A 17,069-nucleotide genomic window follows, 5' to 3' on the forward strand; every position below is an offset into this window, starting at 1 on the left:
ATTTTATAATTTGAAAAGAAGTGAAACGATGATAATAAATTACAACGATAATAAATGGACTCAGCTTTTATTTACTGTAATTATTGCAATTATTGGTGGATTTATATTTCAATTGATTAAACTGCCGATACCTTGGCTCCTTGGACCGATGTTTTTTGTACTTATACTTTCTAAAATTAAAGGGATAAAATTGTATTGGCCAAGTAAAATTCGAGATACAGCCATGATCATAATCGGCTACACAATTGGGCTATCTTTTACATCTTCAACGTTTATTCAAATCGGACATCAATTAACTTCTATGATTTTGATGACCTTTCTACTCATCCTTTTTACAATTACAATTTCGATCATAATTTCGAAAGTATTTAAAATACATTATCCAACTGTTTTATTAGGTAGTATTCCAGGTGGACTAAGTCAAATGATTGCTCTTGCAGAAGAGATTAAAGATATTGACTTTACTATTGTCACGTTCTTACAAATTTCCAGGCTTATGATGATTATTTTTATGGTCCCATTATTAATTTTCAGTCCATTTTTTAATGTACATAAAAGTTCGATTTCAGAAGCCATTCACCACACTTCAGCAAGCTGGCATGGCTTATTTCCAAACATCATTATTTTTGCTATTTTCTGTACACTACTTGGAATTTTAGGGAAGAAAATAAATTTTCCAACAGCATTACTTCTAGGTCCAATGATCGCTACCATTATCCTTAATTTATCTGGATTACATGGACCTCCTTTACCATCAGTTATTTTGGATTGCTCACAGCTAATGATGGGAAGTTATATAGGCTTATTATTGAAACCAGAAAATTTAAATAACAAATTAAAAATAGTTCTAGTTTCAGTTTTAAGTGGAGTCGTTTTATTAACATTTTCGCTATTATCTAGTATATTTTTAACACATATTCACACCATTGATCATATCAGTGCCTTACTAAGTTTAGCCCCCGGTGGAATGGATCAAATGGCATTAATCGCAAAAGAAGTAGACGCAGATCTAACTGTCATTATGTGTTATCAACTATTTAGAACACTATTTATCTTTATTGTAGTACCATATTTATTAAGATATATTTTTAGAGCAAGGATACAAGAAAGTAAGGTAAAGCGAATTAGTAATGAATAAAAAAAGCAAGGAAATTTACTTTTCTTGCTTTTCTACTCTTCATAGATCATTTTTCTAGTCATTCCACCATCAATTATGATATTTTGACCATTAATAAAGTTATTTTCTGGATCAGCTAAATAAATACAAGCTTTGGCGATATCTTCAGGCTTACCTACCCGATTCGACCAATGTTGAAGATGATCAGTTTCTTTTAATTCTTCATTCTGATCAACTTGAATCCATCCAGGGCTAATGCAGTTTACAGTTATACCATTTGGCTGAAGCGAAGCAGCTAACGAATGGGTAATTGATACAATTCCACCTTTTGATGCTGCATAAGCTTCTGAATTTGGCTCCGACATAATCGCCCTTGTTGATGCCATATTTATTATTCTTCCACCATTATTCATCACTTTAGCAGCTTCTCTTGATGAAATAAAAACGCTTCTCAAATTAGTATTTATTACTTGATCCCATTCATCTGTTGATAAACTTAAAAATGGCTTAAAAGCGGAAATTCCTGCATTATTAATTAAAATATCAAGTTTACCAATTTTATCAATGACAGTGCGAATAAGATTTAAGATGTCTTCTTCTATACTAACATCAGTCTTATGGAATATTGCTTTTCCACCATTTTCCTCAATTTTCTTTACAACTTTATGACCTTTTTGTTCATTAACATCTGCTATAAAAACAATTGCACCTAATTTCCCAAATGCAAGTGCAATACCCTCTCCAATTCCATTCGCACCACCTGTAATAATAATTGATTTCCCTTTAAACTTTTCTTCCATATTTTTAACCTCTTCTTACAATTAGTCTATTATTATTATTTCCAGCCTTAACAAAAAAAGCCGCCAATTGACAGCTTTTAATTCGTTTTAGTTCGAATTAATTTATCTCAACATTGAGGTTGATTTTTGCTTAATCCAATCTTTTTTAATAAATAGATCAACATATCTTTTTCAGCTGTGTTTAGTTCAGAAAATAAGTTATGAATCATTTCGCTATGACCTGGAAAAATGCAGCTAATTACTCTTCTACCCTCTTCAGTCAAAGCTGCATAAATAACTCGTCGATCTTTTGGACAATGAATGCGTTTAATATATCGCCTAGCCTCTAATTTATCTAATACATACGTCATATTTCCGCTTGAGATTAATATCCTTTTTCCAATTTGTTGAATTGGCTGATCTCCTTTATGGTAAAGCAATTCTAAGACTGCAAACTCAGTCAAATTCAAACCAAAACATTTAATATTATTAATAGAAGCATCAGTCAAAACTCGATTTGCTTTACAAATTTCAGAATATAATTGGAGCGAATTAGTTGAAATTTCATTTTGTTTCAATTCATATCTACCCCTTTCAACTATCTTGAATTAAAGATAATTTTAAAGCATTTTTTAGAAGTAGTCAATGTCCGTGTATGGGTTCATTGATTTAATAATTTTTTAAACCTCAATTAATTTAGTTTACATAATAATATTATTAGTTCTAATTACTTACTCATGACCCCTTTATGAGGAACTACATTTCACCTTTTTACATTTTTACTTACTTATGAACCCCTATGAGTAACTACATTTCACCTTTTTCTTTTTTTACTTACTCATGAACCCTTTATGAGGAACTACATTTCACCTTTTTACTTTTTACTTACTTATGAACCCCTATGAGTAACTACATTTCACCTTTTTCTTTTTTTACTTACTCATGAACTCCTTATGAGTAATTACAATTCATATTTTTGCTTATATTTCTTACTCATGAATAAGAAATGAGTAACTACATTTTATTGTCACTTTCGTTCAGACTAGATCCTCAAAAGCCAGAATAAAACCAACTCTGATGCCAATTGAATTATTAATATAAAACTCGTAAATTATATCATATTAAAAGGTAAATTATGGGTAACCTAAATGTGTGAATTACAAATCCATATACAGTTTTTTTATGGTCCCTTAGTAAGCGAGATATTTATATTTAGGACGTGAGATTATGTCAGAGACAGATATGTCAAAATATGAGAAGAAAATTGAAGTTCGCAATATACGGATGGAAGATATTAGTGAAATTATGAAGTTATCAAACCGTTGTTTTCCTGGCATGGAGGGATGGAAACGGGAACAATTAGAAAGTCATATTCGTATTTTTCCTGAAGGCCAGTTTTGTGTAGAGTATGAAGATAAAATTATTGGTTCTTGTTCAAGTTTAATGGTTGACTTCGATGAATATGATGATCAGCATACTTGGAACGTCATCACTGATAATGGTTATATTACAAATCATGATCCGAATGGATTTAATTTATATGGAATTGAAGTTATGGTTGATCCCGAATACCGTCGTATGAAAATTGGCCATCGTCTTTACGAAGCGCGAAAAGAATTGGCTCGACAATTAAACCTTCAAAGCATTATCATTGGTGGTCGAATCCCAAATTATCATAAACATAGAGAAGAAATGTCACCTCGTGAATACGTAGCAGCAGTAGAAAAGCATAGTATATATGACCCGGTTTTATCATTCCAATTAATGGAAGGTTTTACAATTAAACGGATTAATACACGTTACCTTCCGGATGATAAAGCATCAGATTCATTTGCCACTTTGATGGAATGGAGTAATATTGACTATCTTCCAAAATCTAAACGAGTTTATCGTGCTTCATTTCCAGTTAGAATTTGCGCAATACAATACATGATGAAAAAAATCGATTCATTCTCTGATTTTACGAAGCAAATCGAGTATTATGTTGATGTCGCCGCTGATTTTGGTTCGGATTTTGCTGTTTTCCCAGAGTTGTTTACAACACAATTAATGTCTTTTCTAGAAGAAAAACGCCCTGATCAGGCTGTTCGTAGACTTGCAACTTATACCGAGCAATACATCGAACTTTTTACTGAACTTGCTGTACGCTACAATGTCAATATTGTTGGGGGATCTCACTTCGTTGAGGAAGATGGTAATATCTACAATGTTGCTTATCTATTTAGACGCGATGGTACGATTGAGAAACAATTAAAAATACACGCAACTCCTAATGAGAGAAAGTGGTGGGGAATTTCAGAAGGTAACGAAATTCATGTGTTTGACACCGATTGTGGAAAAATCGCTATTCAAATATGCTATGATATCGAGTTTCCGGAACTTGCCCGGATTGCAGTTGATCAAGGAGCAAATATCATTTTCGTTCCATTTTGTACGGATGATCGCCAAGGTTATCTTCGTGTTCGTTATTGCGCTCAAGCGAGAGCGATTGAAAACCAAGTATATACTTGTATCGCAGGAACAGTTGGGAACTTAACACATGTAGAGAACATGGACATTCAATATGCACAATCTGGTATTTTCTCCCCTTCTGATTTTGGCTTTGCAAGAGATGGTATTGTTGGTGAATGTGATGCAAATGTTGATACTGTCGTAGTCGGAGATGTTGACCTTGAAAAATTAAGACGTTCACGAAATACAGGATCAGTCCGACAATTACGCGATCGACGTCGTGATTTGTATCGAATTGAATTTAAGAATTTAAAGTTAGAATAAAGAATTTGATTGATAAAAAATTAATATTAAAGAATTAAGCTCAGTCTAAAAAAGTAGGCTGAGCTTAATTTATTTTTTTTAAACTCAATTTATATATGTTAGAAATAGGCTTCCGATTGTAAAGATAGACGAAACATACAAAGAAAATGAACTTTTAAAAGCTTCTGATTCATTATCTATTCTTGCTTTGATACCTGTTTTTCCTTGTACTGTTGATTTATCTAATCTTCCAATCAAGCCATCTCCGCTAGTATTAAAAAAAGCGATTATTGCTGTAATGAACAACGAACTAACAAAAAGCCAATCGGTCCAAGTGGAACCTATTACATTAGAAAATCCAAAAGGTGCCATAATCAAGATAACGAGTGTAATACTTCCCGAGATTAAATTTTTCACTTTCCTCCCCCTTTGTCTACCTAATTTTAGATTCATCTATTACTATATTTTACCATTTTTTTAGATTCATCTATTTTATATTTAATTTAATAGATTTTCTCATAAAACATTCTATTAAGCCTTAATCTACTTACCAATAATATTTTGACATATTTAGACACCGACACAAACTTCTACTATTCTAAAAAAATGTTAAACTGAGTAATTTTTACTAAAAATTTATAAAAAGTACAAATTTATGTACGATTACGTTTTTTTATGATATGTTTACATTATAATTTGATTATTCAGAAATAATTACAAATTTATATTTTATGTCGAAATTTTGTATATTTCTTATTATTTATAATGAAATCTTTTTGATATGAGGAGTGAAAGTTTTGGAATTTAACGATGTATTACATGGGCACAGATCAATTCGAGAATATGAGGATAAGGAAATTAGTCAAGAACTGTTAGATCAAATATTAGATGCAGGTATTCGTGCGTCATCAAGTGGCAATATGCAATCTTATTCGATTATTGTCACAAAAGACAAAGAAATTAGAAAGAAATTATATTCTGCTCATATGGAGCAATCAATGGTTATTGATGCACCTATTCTTTTAACTTTTTGTGTGGATTTTAATCGAATGAGAAAATGGCTTACGCTTAATGATGCACCTGTACATTTTGATAATTTCATGAGCTTTATGATTGGTGCTATTGATGCTACATTGGCATCTCAAAACTGTGCATTAGCAGCAGAGAATGCTGGTCTTGGTCTATGTTATATGGGCTCTACACTTGCAAATTGTAATCAAATTGGAGAAATTCTTAACTTACCACCAAATGTCGTACCAGTTGTAGGATATTCATTAGGCTATCCTAAAGAAAATCCTGCATTACGTGACCGACTTCCAAGACAAGGTCTAGTTCATTATGAACAATATAATGATTATTCTGATGAAGATATTCTGGAAATCTATAAAGAAAGAAATGAAAAAGGCTGGCAACGTTACATGGACGTTCCAAAGCTTAAAGAAATGACAGAACGACTAGGATTAAAGAATTTAGCTCAAATTTATACGATTGCAAAGTATACACAAGAATCTCATCATGAATATTCTCAAACAGTTCTTGAATATTTAGAGAAACAAAATTTCATGAATAATAAATGATTATTAAGAATAAAAAAGTCGATTTCCATAGGGGAATCGACTTTTTATATTTTTATTATTTTATAGATTAATAGTTATTCTTCTCATTTATAAAGATACACATATAAACTAATATCCTCTTGCTTAATGTGATAATTCTTAAATTCAGTTTCATTTAAAAACATCTCAAAATTTTCTTTTGTATAAGCACCTTTTTTCAAGAAAGTTTTAAAGGCAAATTTTACAAAATACTTATCAAACCCCTTCATTCCAGTTTTTCTAATTTCACCTTCAATATCTTGCGCAGTTGCATTAAAATTCATATCGATTATAAGTGATGTTCCACCTGGTTTTAATACCCTATACATTTCTGATAGTGCTTTTACTGGGTCCATAAAGTTCTTAAATGCTGCACTGCAAACAATAAAATCAAATGTGTTATCATCACAAGGTAGATTTGATGCATTACCTTCTTTAAAATCTACTAAAACATTTGCTTCCTTTGCATTATTTTTTTCGATGTTAACAAAATCTGGACTTAACTCTACTCCTGTAACATCAAACCCCATCTTTGCAAGCTCAATTGATAGATATCCTGGTCCAGGAGCAATTTCTAAAATCCTTGCACCTTCATGAATTAAAGATTTAATTTCGGTTGCATATTCTTGCATTTGTGTTAGACGACTTTTTCGTGAATTTTTATCATACCATTTTGCTGTATACCCATAAATACCAACATCTTTTTTCTTACGCATATTTTTCATCATCATATCCACCCTATCTCTTTTTAATGTAAGCCTTTTTATTTAAATTTATTTGAATTAGCTAGTAGGTAATTTGTTTGAACTTTAAAGTAGTTTATATTTCTAGTACAATAAGAGAACACAAACGTCTAACAACGTTAGTTATCTAACATCGTTAGATTAACACCTAACACCGTTAGAGTCAATGACAATTATTAAATTTTTGGAGAGATTTTATGGCGATAACGAAAGAAGCAATAGTAAAAGCATCACTTGATATTTTAAATCGTGATGGAATAAGTAATTTATCGATGCGCACTTTGGCAAAGGAACTTGAGATCAAAGCCGCATCCTTATATTGGCATATTAAAGATAAACAGGCTTTATATGATTTAATTGCTGAGCACCTAAATAATGAAATTGTCCTACCTGAAGAATTAGATGATGCCAAAGAAGCTTTAACAGCACTAGCATTTGAAGTGCGAAGAGTTTTATTAAAGACACGAGATGCAGTAGAAGTTTTTGCGCAATCAATGCCAACTACACCAAGTAGATTAAAGGCAGTAAAATTCACTTTAGAAAATTTAACTAAATACGGTGTATCTGATCAAAACTGTCTAGTTGCTGGTAACCTTTTTAACAATTATGTATTATCATTTGTAGCAGATGAACATCGTGCAAAACAGTTCACATACACTCCCGAAGAAGTAACTGCATTTACATCATTTTTTGGTGAACAGTATCATTATAGTTTTGATTTTGAAGAACAATTTCTATATGGATTAAGGGTAATATTTACCGGATTACATACTGAATAAATAAAAAAAGTCACATCTACCTTTCGATGTGACTTTTTGAAATAAGTATTTAGAATTTACGCCAAATTTTATGCGTTAACTTTCTTTGAAAACGTTGGTTTCTAAACTAATATGCACTTCCTTGAAATGAAAAAGAGCTGAATCCTAATCAGCTCCTATTCGGTTTTATTCATTTCCTTTACAACTGGTTTCCCGTCCTTATCCAATAGTGGGGTAAGGCCTCCTGCATACCCATCCCAACTAAATAAATATTGTATTCCTGTCTCTTTATCTTCAATTATTTTTTACGCCAGACATCATTTTAGCTTCTTTATAGATCACATTAAATCTATTATCCAAATCCTTTTTGGACATATGTAATCCTCCTTAATCAAACCGTACTGTATCAAAACCATCCAATAGATCTTCTAATTCAGTTAAAAAATTTATTTGGACTGGACCTGGAATTTGCTCCATCCATTTTTTAACTTCAGGTAGTTCTTCAGCATCTTCTATCTTTGTTGGTTTTGGATCAAGCGTTTCCCACCATTTCTTCATTTCATCAATAAATTCATAGAAGTAGCGTTCGAATCTTTCTGCCCATTCTGCTCCTTCATCATCCGTCGTTTTTTGCATCATGCTCCAAGCTTCCAACGCTGTTTCAAAGTATTCATCAATCTTTTTCATGTTATTTTCCTTTCTTGGTAAAGTACTACTTTCTTTTATATAAACTTTTTCAAGCTATAACTTCATTCGGAAATTGATTAGAATTAATTCGATATGTTAGTCTTTTTTCAATTCATTAACCACACACGTGATTTAAAATCTTGGTCGATCATTATTATGTGTCTGTCTCGTAATTTCTTCATGTAATTTTTGACTTTCTGTTTTATCTGGCGCTTTTGTTCCGAACTTTTTTTGCATAAAGAAACCAAATGCAATTGCTACAACTATAAACCCCCAAAATAGATAGCCAAATAGTGTCATTTCAATCACTCCTATCATCAATTGTAAAGGCAAAATAAAAATCGACTAAACGTCGATCTTGTTGTTAAAGTTCATTTATAATACTACTATATTAACTATTTTAAAACCTATGAATTAATTCGATTATTCCAGGTATTAATATCATAATGATTGAGCAAGAAATTAATAAATTAGTGACTATTTTAGTTAATTTCTCCCTTCCTTTTCCATTATACCATCCACTGAATTGTATTTTATTTCGATACATGACAAATAGTAATACAAGTATACCAAAATAACACCACCATCCAGTATGAGTAAGATTCACACCAAGTTCATTATATATTTCTGATACAACAGTTGAAAATAAAGCACCAAGTAACCCAAAGATCAATATGATTCTAATCACTTCTAGTATTAGTCCAAGTGAAACAGATAATGCCTTCATTTAATGCCTCCAATAATCTTTTAATCTTTTTTTAACTTGTTCCTATGTAATTATTATTCGATATTTGGTATTTTTCCCCTTTTTTAATTTTACAAACTTGATAAATTTAATACTATGGAAGATTAAGAATAAAGTGTAAATAGTTAGAAAATACTATTGAAAGGTTTTTAATGTTCAGGGGGGATACTTTGTTTAGTCAGGTGGTAAAATCTATACCCAATTTACTTACAATTGGAAATTTAGTTTGTGGTGTTCTATCAATTACGCTTAATATGAGTGGTTTAATAATGTTATCCTCAATTTTTATTTTTATCGCTGCTATTTTTGATCTTCTTGACGGAAGAGTGGCTAGGAAGCTAAAAGTGAATAGCGAATTCGGTGTAGAGCTAGATTCTTTAGCGGATATTGTTAGTTTCGGCGTTGCCCCTGCGCTTTTATTTCATTCCATTTCGGCACCATCAATCTTAACCTCACTAGCATTTATCCTTTTTCCTACGATGGGGGCATTAAGATTAGCAAAATTTAGTGCTAAACCAACCATAGGATATTTTAAGGGCTTGCCTATCCCTGCCGCTGGTTTACCTTTAGCTGGTATGGGAATGTTTTTTTATAGTAATGCATGGATTACTTTAATTCTTGCTTTCTTAATGGTAAGTCCAATTAAATTTAAAAAGCTTTAACAAACTTCAATCTAAAATGCTATTACCTTCTGAAGAGGAAATAGCATTTTAAATTTTTATTGAAATATTTTTGTCGCATAACATTACTTATTATTAAATGAAATGATTGCATTTTTTAAAGTGTAGAGTTTTGCTGTGAAAATATAAAGTTCATTATAATTATTTTCCACGTATTCATCAATAATGTTTATTCCTTTTATAAAGTTCTCGATCAATAAATATGTATATTTTCCATCCCATGCGAAACGATTAATTCTGAATAGCTCATCTGCCAATACTTGGAATCTAAATTCTTCAATTAATAGTTTTATTTGATATATTTTATCTTTATTATTAGTAGATGTGTATTTACTATTTTCATAACTATTATGTACTAATTTGACAAAATCATTTATATCTTCAGCCAACATATTCGCTTTTTGCATCTCAAATTTCATTTCTCCATCCCCTAAAGTGTTTAAAAATATACATCACTAGAGTGTATGTTAATATTTTAAATCATATCACAAACTATCCAATTAATCCCGTATCCTACTACTTCTAGGAAAAAGCAATTCAAATAAAAATTAGAGTCACTATTGTGACTCTATAGTCTGCGCATCAAATGATCGTTTCGTTTCTTTATCTGCCTGCGCAGTGCTTGTTACCTAACATAACTTCGCACCTCGAAAGACAATTGCTTTGAACAAGTCTGAAAATCCTTGGAACTTTGACTACAGACTGACAGTCACTATTCAACTATTTCATCTATTTAGTAGTTTCAAATTTTACATCCACTAATTAATGGATGAGTTACTTACTTTTTAGCCCACTCTTTTCCATATATTCTTCGTATGCTTCATCTATTTTCTTTTTACAAATCTCACTCCACAATGTTTTAAGCACTTTTATTTTTTCTTCACTAGCATGTTCTGGCTTCATCTCTCCACCAAAACCTATATGTGAATTAACATCCGAAACTAAACCCTTTTCATCAGTATAGGCAATCTCATTCGGAACATATGTTAAGCCTCGATGTTGACAATTATTTTCGATACAATGAAAACCTGGTTTTTTAACTTGTTTACAAAATCCCGGAATTATTGAATTTTTTTCATTTTCAATACTATGTAAACAATAAATTTCTAATAATACGTGGTTATAAGAGATATTAATCTACTCCTTTCATCAATTTTACCTATTAATTAATCAATCTGTTTTCCATGTTCATCAAAATACCGATTTTCTAAACTAAATGCATTTGATGCTTTGTACATTGTAATGATTTTAGCGCTCGGTTTACCAACTTTTATTTCAACTTTTTCAGTGCTCCCAGTAGCATTCACAAGGCGAACGCTTAATTTAGAGACAGTATTAAAATGATTTGTGATGACTAATATTTTCAAAGGTAAGGGCTTTTCATCTTTATATTTGATAGGCAAAGCAAAGTCTTGTAAATTTGAATCTAGTTTATTTTCAATATTTATGTCACTTTCATAGTTGGATCCGTATTCAGCATTTAGAAATCTATAGTTTCCAATTTTGTCTTTTTTAAAGTGAATGTACGACGGAGTATCATTTTGCAAATAGGCTACATATCGATCATTTTCAATATCAAAAATTTTAATAATATCAATAGATTTTTCCCCATTGGTTACTGAATGGATTGTAGCTAGGATATTTTTTTGATTGTTTCCGTTCATCTGTAAAGTAGGCTTAAGGAATTTGTAACTGATGAAGGCAAAACACAATAAAAACAATAATGTGAACTTTATTTTCTTATTAAACACAAAGGACCTCCATTAACTATGTTTTGCTGCTATTCTTTTTAATTATCCATCACACAAAATTTGCCGTCAATTGGGTTATTTCCTGCTTTTACCTTTATTTATTCATCTCTTCTTTTCCCTTAAAACAAGATATTAATATAGGTTTTTCACTAAATCCTACAAATTAAATCATCCCGAAATATGGTAAATCGTTCAAATTAATGGAAATTTTGCTATCAGAAGCTTTCATTCGAATATATAATATAAAGTGTGGAATTGTTCGATTCGAACTTTCACTCCATCAAATCGTAATTCCTTATTTATCTGCCTATTAGATAAAGGAGGGTAAAATGCAAAAATTGATTTATATGATTGGAATTCCTGGTAGTGGGAAAAGTGAAATGGCTAAACAAATCGCCAAGAAAGAAAAAGCCATTATTTTATCCACTGATGAGTTACGTCAAACACTATTCTTTAATGTAAATAAGCAAAAGAGGACGAATCTTTTGTATATGGAATTATACAAAAGAGCCAATTGTTTACTTGCTGAAGGGAAAAGTGTTCTCATTGATGCTACAAATATTGAACGTGAGAGACGTATGAAAGCATTAAATAAATTCGTAGATGTTTACAAAGAGTGCTATTACATGGATGTACCTTATGAGGTTTGTGTAGACCGTAATAACAAGAGAAAGCGGGTAGTAGAAGATCGAATTCTTGTTAAGATGCGGAAGAACCTTGATTTCCCTTTAAAAAATGAAGGTTGGGATGTCATCCATTCAATTCATGAGCCATTTTCATATGAAATGACGAAAGAAGAATTAACAAATCTATTAGTAAGCGAAGTTTCATACGCAGAGTTATTCGAGAAGCTCAATAAAGTACCGTTTTTTTAAGCTATGAGGGATTTCGACCAAGAGAATCCGTTTCATTCATTGACGCTATGTCAACACACATATGGACTCATTGAGTACATTAATGAAATGTACGAAGAGAAAGATAAACTAATTCTGCAAATGGCAGCTCTGTTTCATGATGTTGGGAAGGTATTTTGTAAGACGTATAAGGTTACTAAAGGGTATTATTCATACTTTGGTCATGAAAAAGTTTCTTCACAAATTGCATTTCATTTTTTAACGGAACTAAGGTTTGAAGATGAATTTACTCAAGCTGTAGTTGGGATGATCGAAATGCACATGTTAATTAACTACGGTGGTAACGAAGGAACAACTGAAATTTATCATTTACTTGGGGATGAATTACTCGCAAAACTTTATTTCTTTCGTGAAGCAGATACGTTTGCGAAGTGAGGTGTTTGAATATGAAAATTAAGTATCCAAAGACATTTCATTTACCTTGGTCTGAATCTAAAACTTCTGATGATAAAACACTTCATAATATTGACCATTTTATTGGAAAAGAAGTTGTTGTAACTGAAAAAATAGATGGTGAAAATTGCTCGATTTATCGAGATGCGATACACGCAAGATCCACTGATAGCCTAGACCATCCATCCAGACATTGGGTTAAAATGCTACAAGCTACGATTGGTTACAAAATCCCCGAACATTGGCGAGTTTGTGGGGAAAATGTATTTGCAATGCATTCGATACTTTATGAGGGACTAGATAGTTATTTTTATGTCTTTTCGATATGGGACGAACAAAATAAATGCCTATCGTGGGAAGATACGATTAGATGGTCCAAATTATTAGGTCTAAAAACGGCACCGGTTTTATACAATGGTGTCTTTAATGAAGAAGCTATAAAAGCTTGCTATACAAAAAATTCAAATTTAGGCGGAGAACAAGAAGGATACGTTATACGATTAACTGATGGATTTCAATACAATGATTTTAAACACTCGGTTGCAAAGTTTGTTCGAGAAAACCATGTGCAAACAGACAAACATTGGATGATCAAACAGATTAAAGCAAATCGACTAAAACAAGAATAAAAGAAATTATTTTTAACTATAAATACCCTAATTTAAATTTTATTGAAAGGAATGAGAACAATGTAATATGTTAATTTTATTAAAATATATGCTGTATGCCATAAGTATTCAACGATAAAGATTTAATTAATATATGTAAATGTAGTTTAACGGTAGAACATCCATATAAATTGGAAGGAATGGGTTCGACTCCCAGCCATTACACCAACATAAACGATTTTATATTTGCAAGTACCACTCTTCTTCTTTTCTACAAAAAAGAGACGCTAATCCATCAAAGAATCGCATCTCCAAAAAAATCTTCTCTTGTAATCATACAAAAAACAAAAATTCTTATGTAAAAGGAATTGATATTAAACCTATTTAATATAAGTTAAACCGATTCGATTATTAAAAATTTGATTTCGATTTTTGAAAACAAATGATCCATCAACATAATCGATCACTAGTTGATCTTCGTATACATCTTCAAAATTTTTATTTACCATAAATTCAAACTGGTCTCCAATTATCATTTTTTCATTAGGACCACATTCTCTTTTATTAATAACTTTTATCTCATAAATGTTATTAACGACATCACAGCTTCCACGGTCAAATTCTAATTGAAGTATTTTATTTTGATCTACTGCGCCAAGTATTTCTTTGGCTGCATCAGTTATTTTAAAATCCATTTTAAAAGTCTCCTAATTTAGATTAAACGTTTAAAAATTTCACACATACTGCTTCAGGTACTTGTACGTCTGATTGAAGCACTGTTAATTTTCCAGTAGTTTTATTTCTTGCATATAAAACTAGATTTCCTGACATTTCATTTGAACCAACTAAGTAGTTCTCAGATGGATCTAAAACGAAATCTCTTGGCCAATTACCCTCACTTGAAGTAATTTCTACTAATTCAATCTTTCCAGTATCTTGATTTACACTAAATACTGCGATACTATTATGACCACGATTTCCCGCATATACGAATTGACCGTCTTTTGAAATATGGATGGCACTTCCTTGATTGTTTTCAGTAAAATCGCTAGGGATTGTAGAAATATATTGTAAATCTGTAAAGCTTCCATCTTCATTTAATTGTAGCGCAATTACTTCTGAACTTAGCTCCGTCATAATATAAGCAAACTTTCCATTCGGATGGAATGTAATATGACGTGGCCCACTTCCAGGTTTTACCGATAGACTGGTTACTTCAATTAAAGAATTGTTTTCAATTTTATATGTAATTAATTGATCGATTCCTAAATCAATTGCAACAACATATTTTTCATTTAATGTATAACCAGAAAAATGGGCATGAGGTTTTTCCTGACGTTCTTTATTCGGACCTGTTCCTTCATGTTGCATAATCGATTTAACATCACTAGCAAAACCATTTTCTTGATTGATTTTATATAATTCAATTGTACCTTTATGATAATTTGCTGTAACAATATTTTGCTTAGCTGAGTCAACACTAATATGACAAGGTGAAGCGCCTTCATTAAGCTGTTCATTTAATTTTTTAAGCTCTCCACTGTTTTCATCAATCGCATAAACAGCAATCCCACCTAAGTTTCCTTCTTTTACAACTGCATATAGATTCTTATTGTCTTCACTAATTGCTAAATAAGTTGGATTTCCTAATTCAGCAACCAGTTTAACATCGGTTATTCTTTCTTTTTCTGTATCAAGCGTAAATTGATAAATACCTTTACTTTCACTTTTTGTATATGTACCTACATAACCAACAAATTTCTGATTCGAATTCATTCCTATTTCCTCCTCTATTCCTTGTTTTTATGTAAATACCCCCATTTCATAGATACAAAATGAGTTTCAATGAAGATGGGGGCTTTATACTTATTAGATTTAAAGTTTGTTACAGATTATAATGAAGTTTTTGCCCAGTCAGCAGCAAATTTTTCAATACCTTGATCTGTTAATGGGTGTTTAGATAATTGCTCAATTACACTGTAAGGAATTGTTGCGATATGAGCTCCAGCTAATGCTACACGAGTAACATGGTCTGGGTGACGAACTGACGCAGCAATGATTTGAGCGTCCAAATTATGAACTCGGAATAGTTCAGCAATTTTAGCAACTAATAATACGCCGTCTTCAGAAATATCGTCTAAACGACCTAAGAATGGAGATACATAAGTAGCACCTGCTCTAGCTGCTAATAATGCTTGGTTAACAGTAAAGATTAATGTTACGTTTGTTTTAACACCTTTTTTCGTTAAGTAGCGGCAAGCTTCTAAACCAGCAAGTGTCATTGGTAATTTAATTGTAATATTTTTATCTCCACCGTTTATTTTAATAAGCTCGTCAGCTTCAGCGATCATTTCTTCTGCAGAAACTGCGTTTGGCGTTACTTCAGCAGAAACTGATTCTACTTCAGGAACTAATTTTAAAATTTCTTCGATGCGATCTTCGAATTTAACTCCTTCTTTTGCTACTAAAGATGGATTTGTAGTTACTCCAGATAAAACTCCCATTTTATAAGCTTTTTGGATGTCTTCTACATTAGCTGTGTCAATAAAAAATTTCATTTTTAAATTCCTCCAATTATTAGGTATATTTCCTATTTTATACTTTATTTATTTCTTTTCAACTGCATGTCCACCAAATTCATTACGAAGAGCCGCAACAACTTTACCAGTGAACGTATCGTTATCTAATGAACGGTAGCGCATTAATAATGACATTGCAATAACTGGTGTAGCAGCTTGAAGGTCTAGAGCTGTTTCAATTGTCCATTTTCCTTCTCCAGATGAATGCATTACGCCTCTAATTTCATCAAGTTTAGCGTCTTTTGAGAATGCATTTTCAGTTAATTCCATTAACCAAGAACGAATTACAGAACCATTATTCCATACTTTCGCAACTTTTTCATAATCATAATCAAAGTCACTTTTTTCTAATACTTCAAATCCTTCACCGATTGCAGCCATCATACCGTATTCGATACCATTATGAACCATTTTTAGGAAATGTCCACTACCAATTTTACCTGCGTATAGGAAACCATTTTCTACTGAAGTATCTTTAAAGATTGGTTCTACGATTTCCCAAGCTTCTTGGTCTCCACCAACCATATAACAAGCACCATTACGAGCGCCTTCCATACCGCCTGAAGTACCAGCATCTATGAATCGGATACCATGCTCTTTTAATTCATCATAACGTCTAATAGACTCTTTATAATGTGAGTTTCCTGCTTCAATGATAATATCCCCTTCTGATAAGAATGGTTTAACATCATTAATAACAGCATCTACTACTCCATGTGGTACCATAATCCAAAGAACTCTTGGAGTATCAAGATTTTTAACTAATTCTTCTAAGCTTGAAGTACCAACAGCACCAAAGCCTTTCATTTCTTCCACTGCAGCAGTATTTAAATCAAATGCCACTACTTCGTGATTATGATCCATTAAGTTTTGACCTAAGTTTAGACCCATTTTTCCTAATCCAATTAAACCAACTTTCATTACGTTATCCTCCCATATTATCTACAGTAATATTAATGTTTTTCT

23 protein-coding genes and 1 pseudogene are annotated in these 17,069 nt (G+C 31.6%); 9 read left to right on the forward strand and 15 right to left on the reverse strand.

Features of this window, described 5'->3' with window-relative positions; all coding sequences use genetic code 11:
• Positions 1-28: 28 nt before the first annotated feature.
• A complete protein-coding gene (locus CN946_RS20330; protein WP_098862759.1) occupies positions 29-1,138 on the forward strand; it encodes an AbrB family transcriptional regulator in 1,110 nt (369 codons plus the stop codon).
• Positions 1,139-1,170: 32 nt separating this feature from the next.
• On the opposite strand, the gene CN946_RS20335 is transcribed toward CN946_RS20330, so the two are convergent.
• The gene (locus CN946_RS20335; protein WP_098862760.1) at positions 1,171-1,917 is read right to left on the reverse strand and encodes an SDR family NAD(P)-dependent oxidoreductase; all 747 of its coding nucleotides are present in this window, start codon (positions 1,915-1,917) and stop codon (positions 1,171-1,173) included.
• A gap of 107 nt (positions 1,918-2,024) precedes the next feature.
• Positions 2,025-2,474: a MarR family winged helix-turn-helix transcriptional regulator gene (locus CN946_RS20340; protein WP_098862761.1), complete on the reverse strand. Its 450-nt coding sequence runs from the start codon at positions 2,472-2,474 to the stop codon at positions 2,025-2,027.
• A gap of 649 nt (positions 2,475-3,123) precedes the next feature.
• On the opposite strand from CN946_RS20340, the gene CN946_RS20345 reads away from it, so the two are divergent.
• Positions 3,124-4,671: a bifunctional GNAT family N-acetyltransferase/carbon-nitrogen hydrolase family protein gene (locus CN946_RS20345; protein WP_098862762.1), complete on the forward strand. Its 1,548-nt coding sequence runs from the start codon at positions 3,124-3,126 to the stop codon at positions 4,669-4,671.
• A gap of 84 nt (positions 4,672-4,755) precedes the next feature.
• Here the strand turns inward: CN946_RS20345 and CN946_RS20350 are convergent, their stop codons facing one another.
• Positions 4,756-5,067, reverse strand: a complete 312-nt coding sequence (locus tag CN946_RS20350; protein ID WP_098862763.1) for a hypothetical protein — start codon at positions 5,065-5,067, stop codon at positions 4,756-4,758.
• A gap of 380 nt (positions 5,068-5,447) precedes the next feature.
• Here CN946_RS20350 and CN946_RS20355 point away from each other — a divergent pair, with 380 nt between their 5' ends.
• Complete coding sequence (locus CN946_RS20355; RefSeq protein WP_098862764.1) at positions 5,448-6,227, forward strand: nitroreductase family protein; 780 nt, start codon at positions 5,448-5,450, stop codon at positions 6,225-6,227.
• Between the two features lie 83 nt (positions 6,228-6,310).
• On the opposite strand, the gene CN946_RS20360 is transcribed toward CN946_RS20355, so the two are convergent.
• Positions 6,311-6,970, reverse strand: a complete 660-nt coding sequence (locus CN946_RS20360) for a class I SAM-dependent methyltransferase (protein WP_286134000.1) — start codon at positions 6,968-6,970, stop codon at positions 6,311-6,313.
• 215 nt (positions 6,971-7,185) lie between these two features.
• Between CN946_RS20360 and CN946_RS20365 the strand changes: the two genes are divergently transcribed.
• Positions 7,186-7,767 (forward strand): TetR/AcrR family transcriptional regulator C-terminal domain-containing protein, encoded by a 582-nt coding sequence (locus tag CN946_RS20365; protein ID WP_098862766.1) that lies wholly within the window; start codon positions 7,186-7,188, stop codon positions 7,765-7,767.
• Positions 7,768-7,922: 155 nt separating this feature from the next.
• Here CN946_RS20365 and CN946_RS23895 read toward each other — a convergent pair whose 3' ends face one another.
• The 4 genes from CN946_RS23895 to CN946_RS20380 form a co-directional block, all read right to left on the reverse strand.
• Positions 7,923-8,048 carry a DUF6440 family protein gene (locus tag CN946_RS23895; RefSeq protein WP_353616207.1) on the reverse strand — a complete coding sequence of 42 codons (126 nt, stop codon included), beginning with the start codon at positions 8,046-8,048 and terminating at the stop codon, positions 7,923-7,925.
• An 85-nt stretch (positions 8,049-8,133) separates the two neighbouring features.
• Positions 8,134-8,433, reverse strand: coding sequence for a hypothetical protein (locus CN946_RS20375; RefSeq protein ID WP_098862767.1), 300 nt, complete (start codon positions 8,431-8,433; stop codon positions 8,134-8,136).
• Positions 8,434-8,565: 132 nt separating this feature from the next.
• The gene (locus CN946_RS23600) at positions 8,566-8,733 is read right to left on the reverse strand and encodes a hypothetical protein (protein WP_156339587.1); all 168 of its coding nucleotides are present in this window, start codon (positions 8,731-8,733) and stop codon (positions 8,566-8,568) included.
• A gap of 100 nt (positions 8,734-8,833) precedes the next feature.
• A complete protein-coding gene (locus CN946_RS20380) occupies positions 8,834-9,160 on the reverse strand; it encodes a hypothetical protein (protein ID WP_098862768.1) in 327 nt (108 codons plus the stop codon).
• Between the two features lie 188 nt (positions 9,161-9,348).
• Here CN946_RS20380 and pssA point away from each other — a divergent pair, with 188 nt between their 5' ends.
• Positions 9,349-9,840 carry a CDP-diacylglycerol--serine O-phosphatidyltransferase gene (gene pssA, locus CN946_RS20385; RefSeq protein WP_098862769.1) on the forward strand — a complete coding sequence of 164 codons (492 nt, stop codon included), beginning with the start codon at positions 9,349-9,351 and terminating at the stop codon, positions 9,838-9,840.
• An 83-nt stretch (positions 9,841-9,923) separates the two neighbouring features.
• Here pssA and CN946_RS20390 read toward each other — a convergent pair whose 3' ends face one another.
• From CN946_RS20390 to CN946_RS20400, 3 genes are all read right to left on the reverse strand, one after another.
• The gene (locus CN946_RS20390) at positions 9,924-10,277 is read right to left on the reverse strand and encodes a hypothetical protein (RefSeq protein ID WP_098862770.1); all 354 of its coding nucleotides are present in this window, start codon (positions 10,275-10,277) and stop codon (positions 9,924-9,926) included.
• A gap of 355 nt (positions 10,278-10,632) precedes the next feature.
• Entirely contained in the window at positions 10,633-10,761 is a 129-nt protein-coding gene (locus tag CN946_RS23900; protein ID WP_286134001.1) for a hypothetical protein, read from the reverse strand.
• A 263-nt stretch (positions 10,762-11,024) separates the two neighbouring features.
• Positions 11,025-11,609: a hypothetical protein gene (locus CN946_RS20400; RefSeq protein WP_098862772.1), complete on the reverse strand. Its 585-nt coding sequence runs from the start codon at positions 11,607-11,609 to the stop codon at positions 11,025-11,027.
• A gap of 329 nt (positions 11,610-11,938) precedes the next feature.
• On the opposite strand from CN946_RS20400, the gene CN946_RS23905 reads away from it, so the two are divergent.
• The 4 genes and pseudogenes from CN946_RS23905 to CN946_RS20415 all read left to right on the forward strand — a co-directional run bounded on the left by CN946_RS23905 (position 11,939) and on the right by CN946_RS20415 (position 13,752).
• Positions 11,939-12,484, forward strand: a complete 546-nt coding sequence (locus CN946_RS23905) for an ATP-binding protein (protein ID WP_286134002.1) — start codon at positions 11,939-11,941, stop codon at positions 12,482-12,484.
• Between the two features lie 3 nt (positions 12,485-12,487).
• Positions 12,488-12,898 (forward strand): HD domain-containing protein, encoded by a 411-nt coding sequence (locus CN946_RS23910; protein ID WP_286134003.1) that lies wholly within the window; start codon positions 12,488-12,490, stop codon positions 12,896-12,898.
• A gap of 11 nt (positions 12,899-12,909) precedes the next feature.
• Positions 12,910-13,545 (forward strand): RNA ligase family protein, encoded by a 636-nt coding sequence (locus CN946_RS20410; protein WP_098862773.1) that lies wholly within the window; start codon positions 12,910-12,912, stop codon positions 13,543-13,545.
• Between the two features lie 135 nt (positions 13,546-13,680).
• A pseudogene (locus CN946_RS20415) lies at positions 13,681-13,752 on the forward strand.
• Positions 13,753-13,904: 152 nt separating this feature from the next.
• Here CN946_RS20415 and CN946_RS20420 read toward each other — a convergent pair.
• From CN946_RS20420 to gnd, 4 genes are all read right to left on the reverse strand, one after another.
• The gene (locus CN946_RS20420; protein ID WP_098426108.1) at positions 13,905-14,219 is read right to left on the reverse strand and encodes an iron-sulfur cluster biosynthesis family protein; all 315 of its coding nucleotides are present in this window, start codon (positions 14,217-14,219) and stop codon (positions 13,905-13,907) included.
• 22 nt (positions 14,220-14,241) lie between these two features.
• Positions 14,242-15,300 (reverse strand): lactonase family protein, encoded by a 1,059-nt coding sequence (locus CN946_RS20425; protein ID WP_098862774.1) that lies wholly within the window; start codon positions 15,298-15,300, stop codon positions 14,242-14,244.
• A 116-nt stretch (positions 15,301-15,416) separates the two neighbouring features.
• Complete coding sequence (gene fsa / locus CN946_RS20430; protein WP_098862775.1) at positions 15,417-16,082, reverse strand: fructose-6-phosphate aldolase; 666 nt, start codon at positions 16,080-16,082, stop codon at positions 15,417-15,419.
• Positions 16,083-16,130: 48 nt separating this feature from the next.
• Positions 16,131-17,024 carry a phosphogluconate dehydrogenase (NAD(+)-dependent, decarboxylating) gene (gene gnd, locus CN946_RS20435; RefSeq protein ID WP_098862776.1) on the reverse strand — a complete coding sequence of 298 codons (894 nt, stop codon included), beginning with the start codon at positions 17,022-17,024 and terminating at the stop codon, positions 16,131-16,133.
• Positions 17,025-17,069 lie beyond the last annotated feature (45 nt).

Origin of the sequence: Bacillus sp. AFS053548 (genome assembly GCF_002575105.1) — a bacterium.
Taxonomy (GTDB): Bacteria; Bacillota; Bacilli; order Bacillales; family Bacillaceae_G; genus Gottfriedia.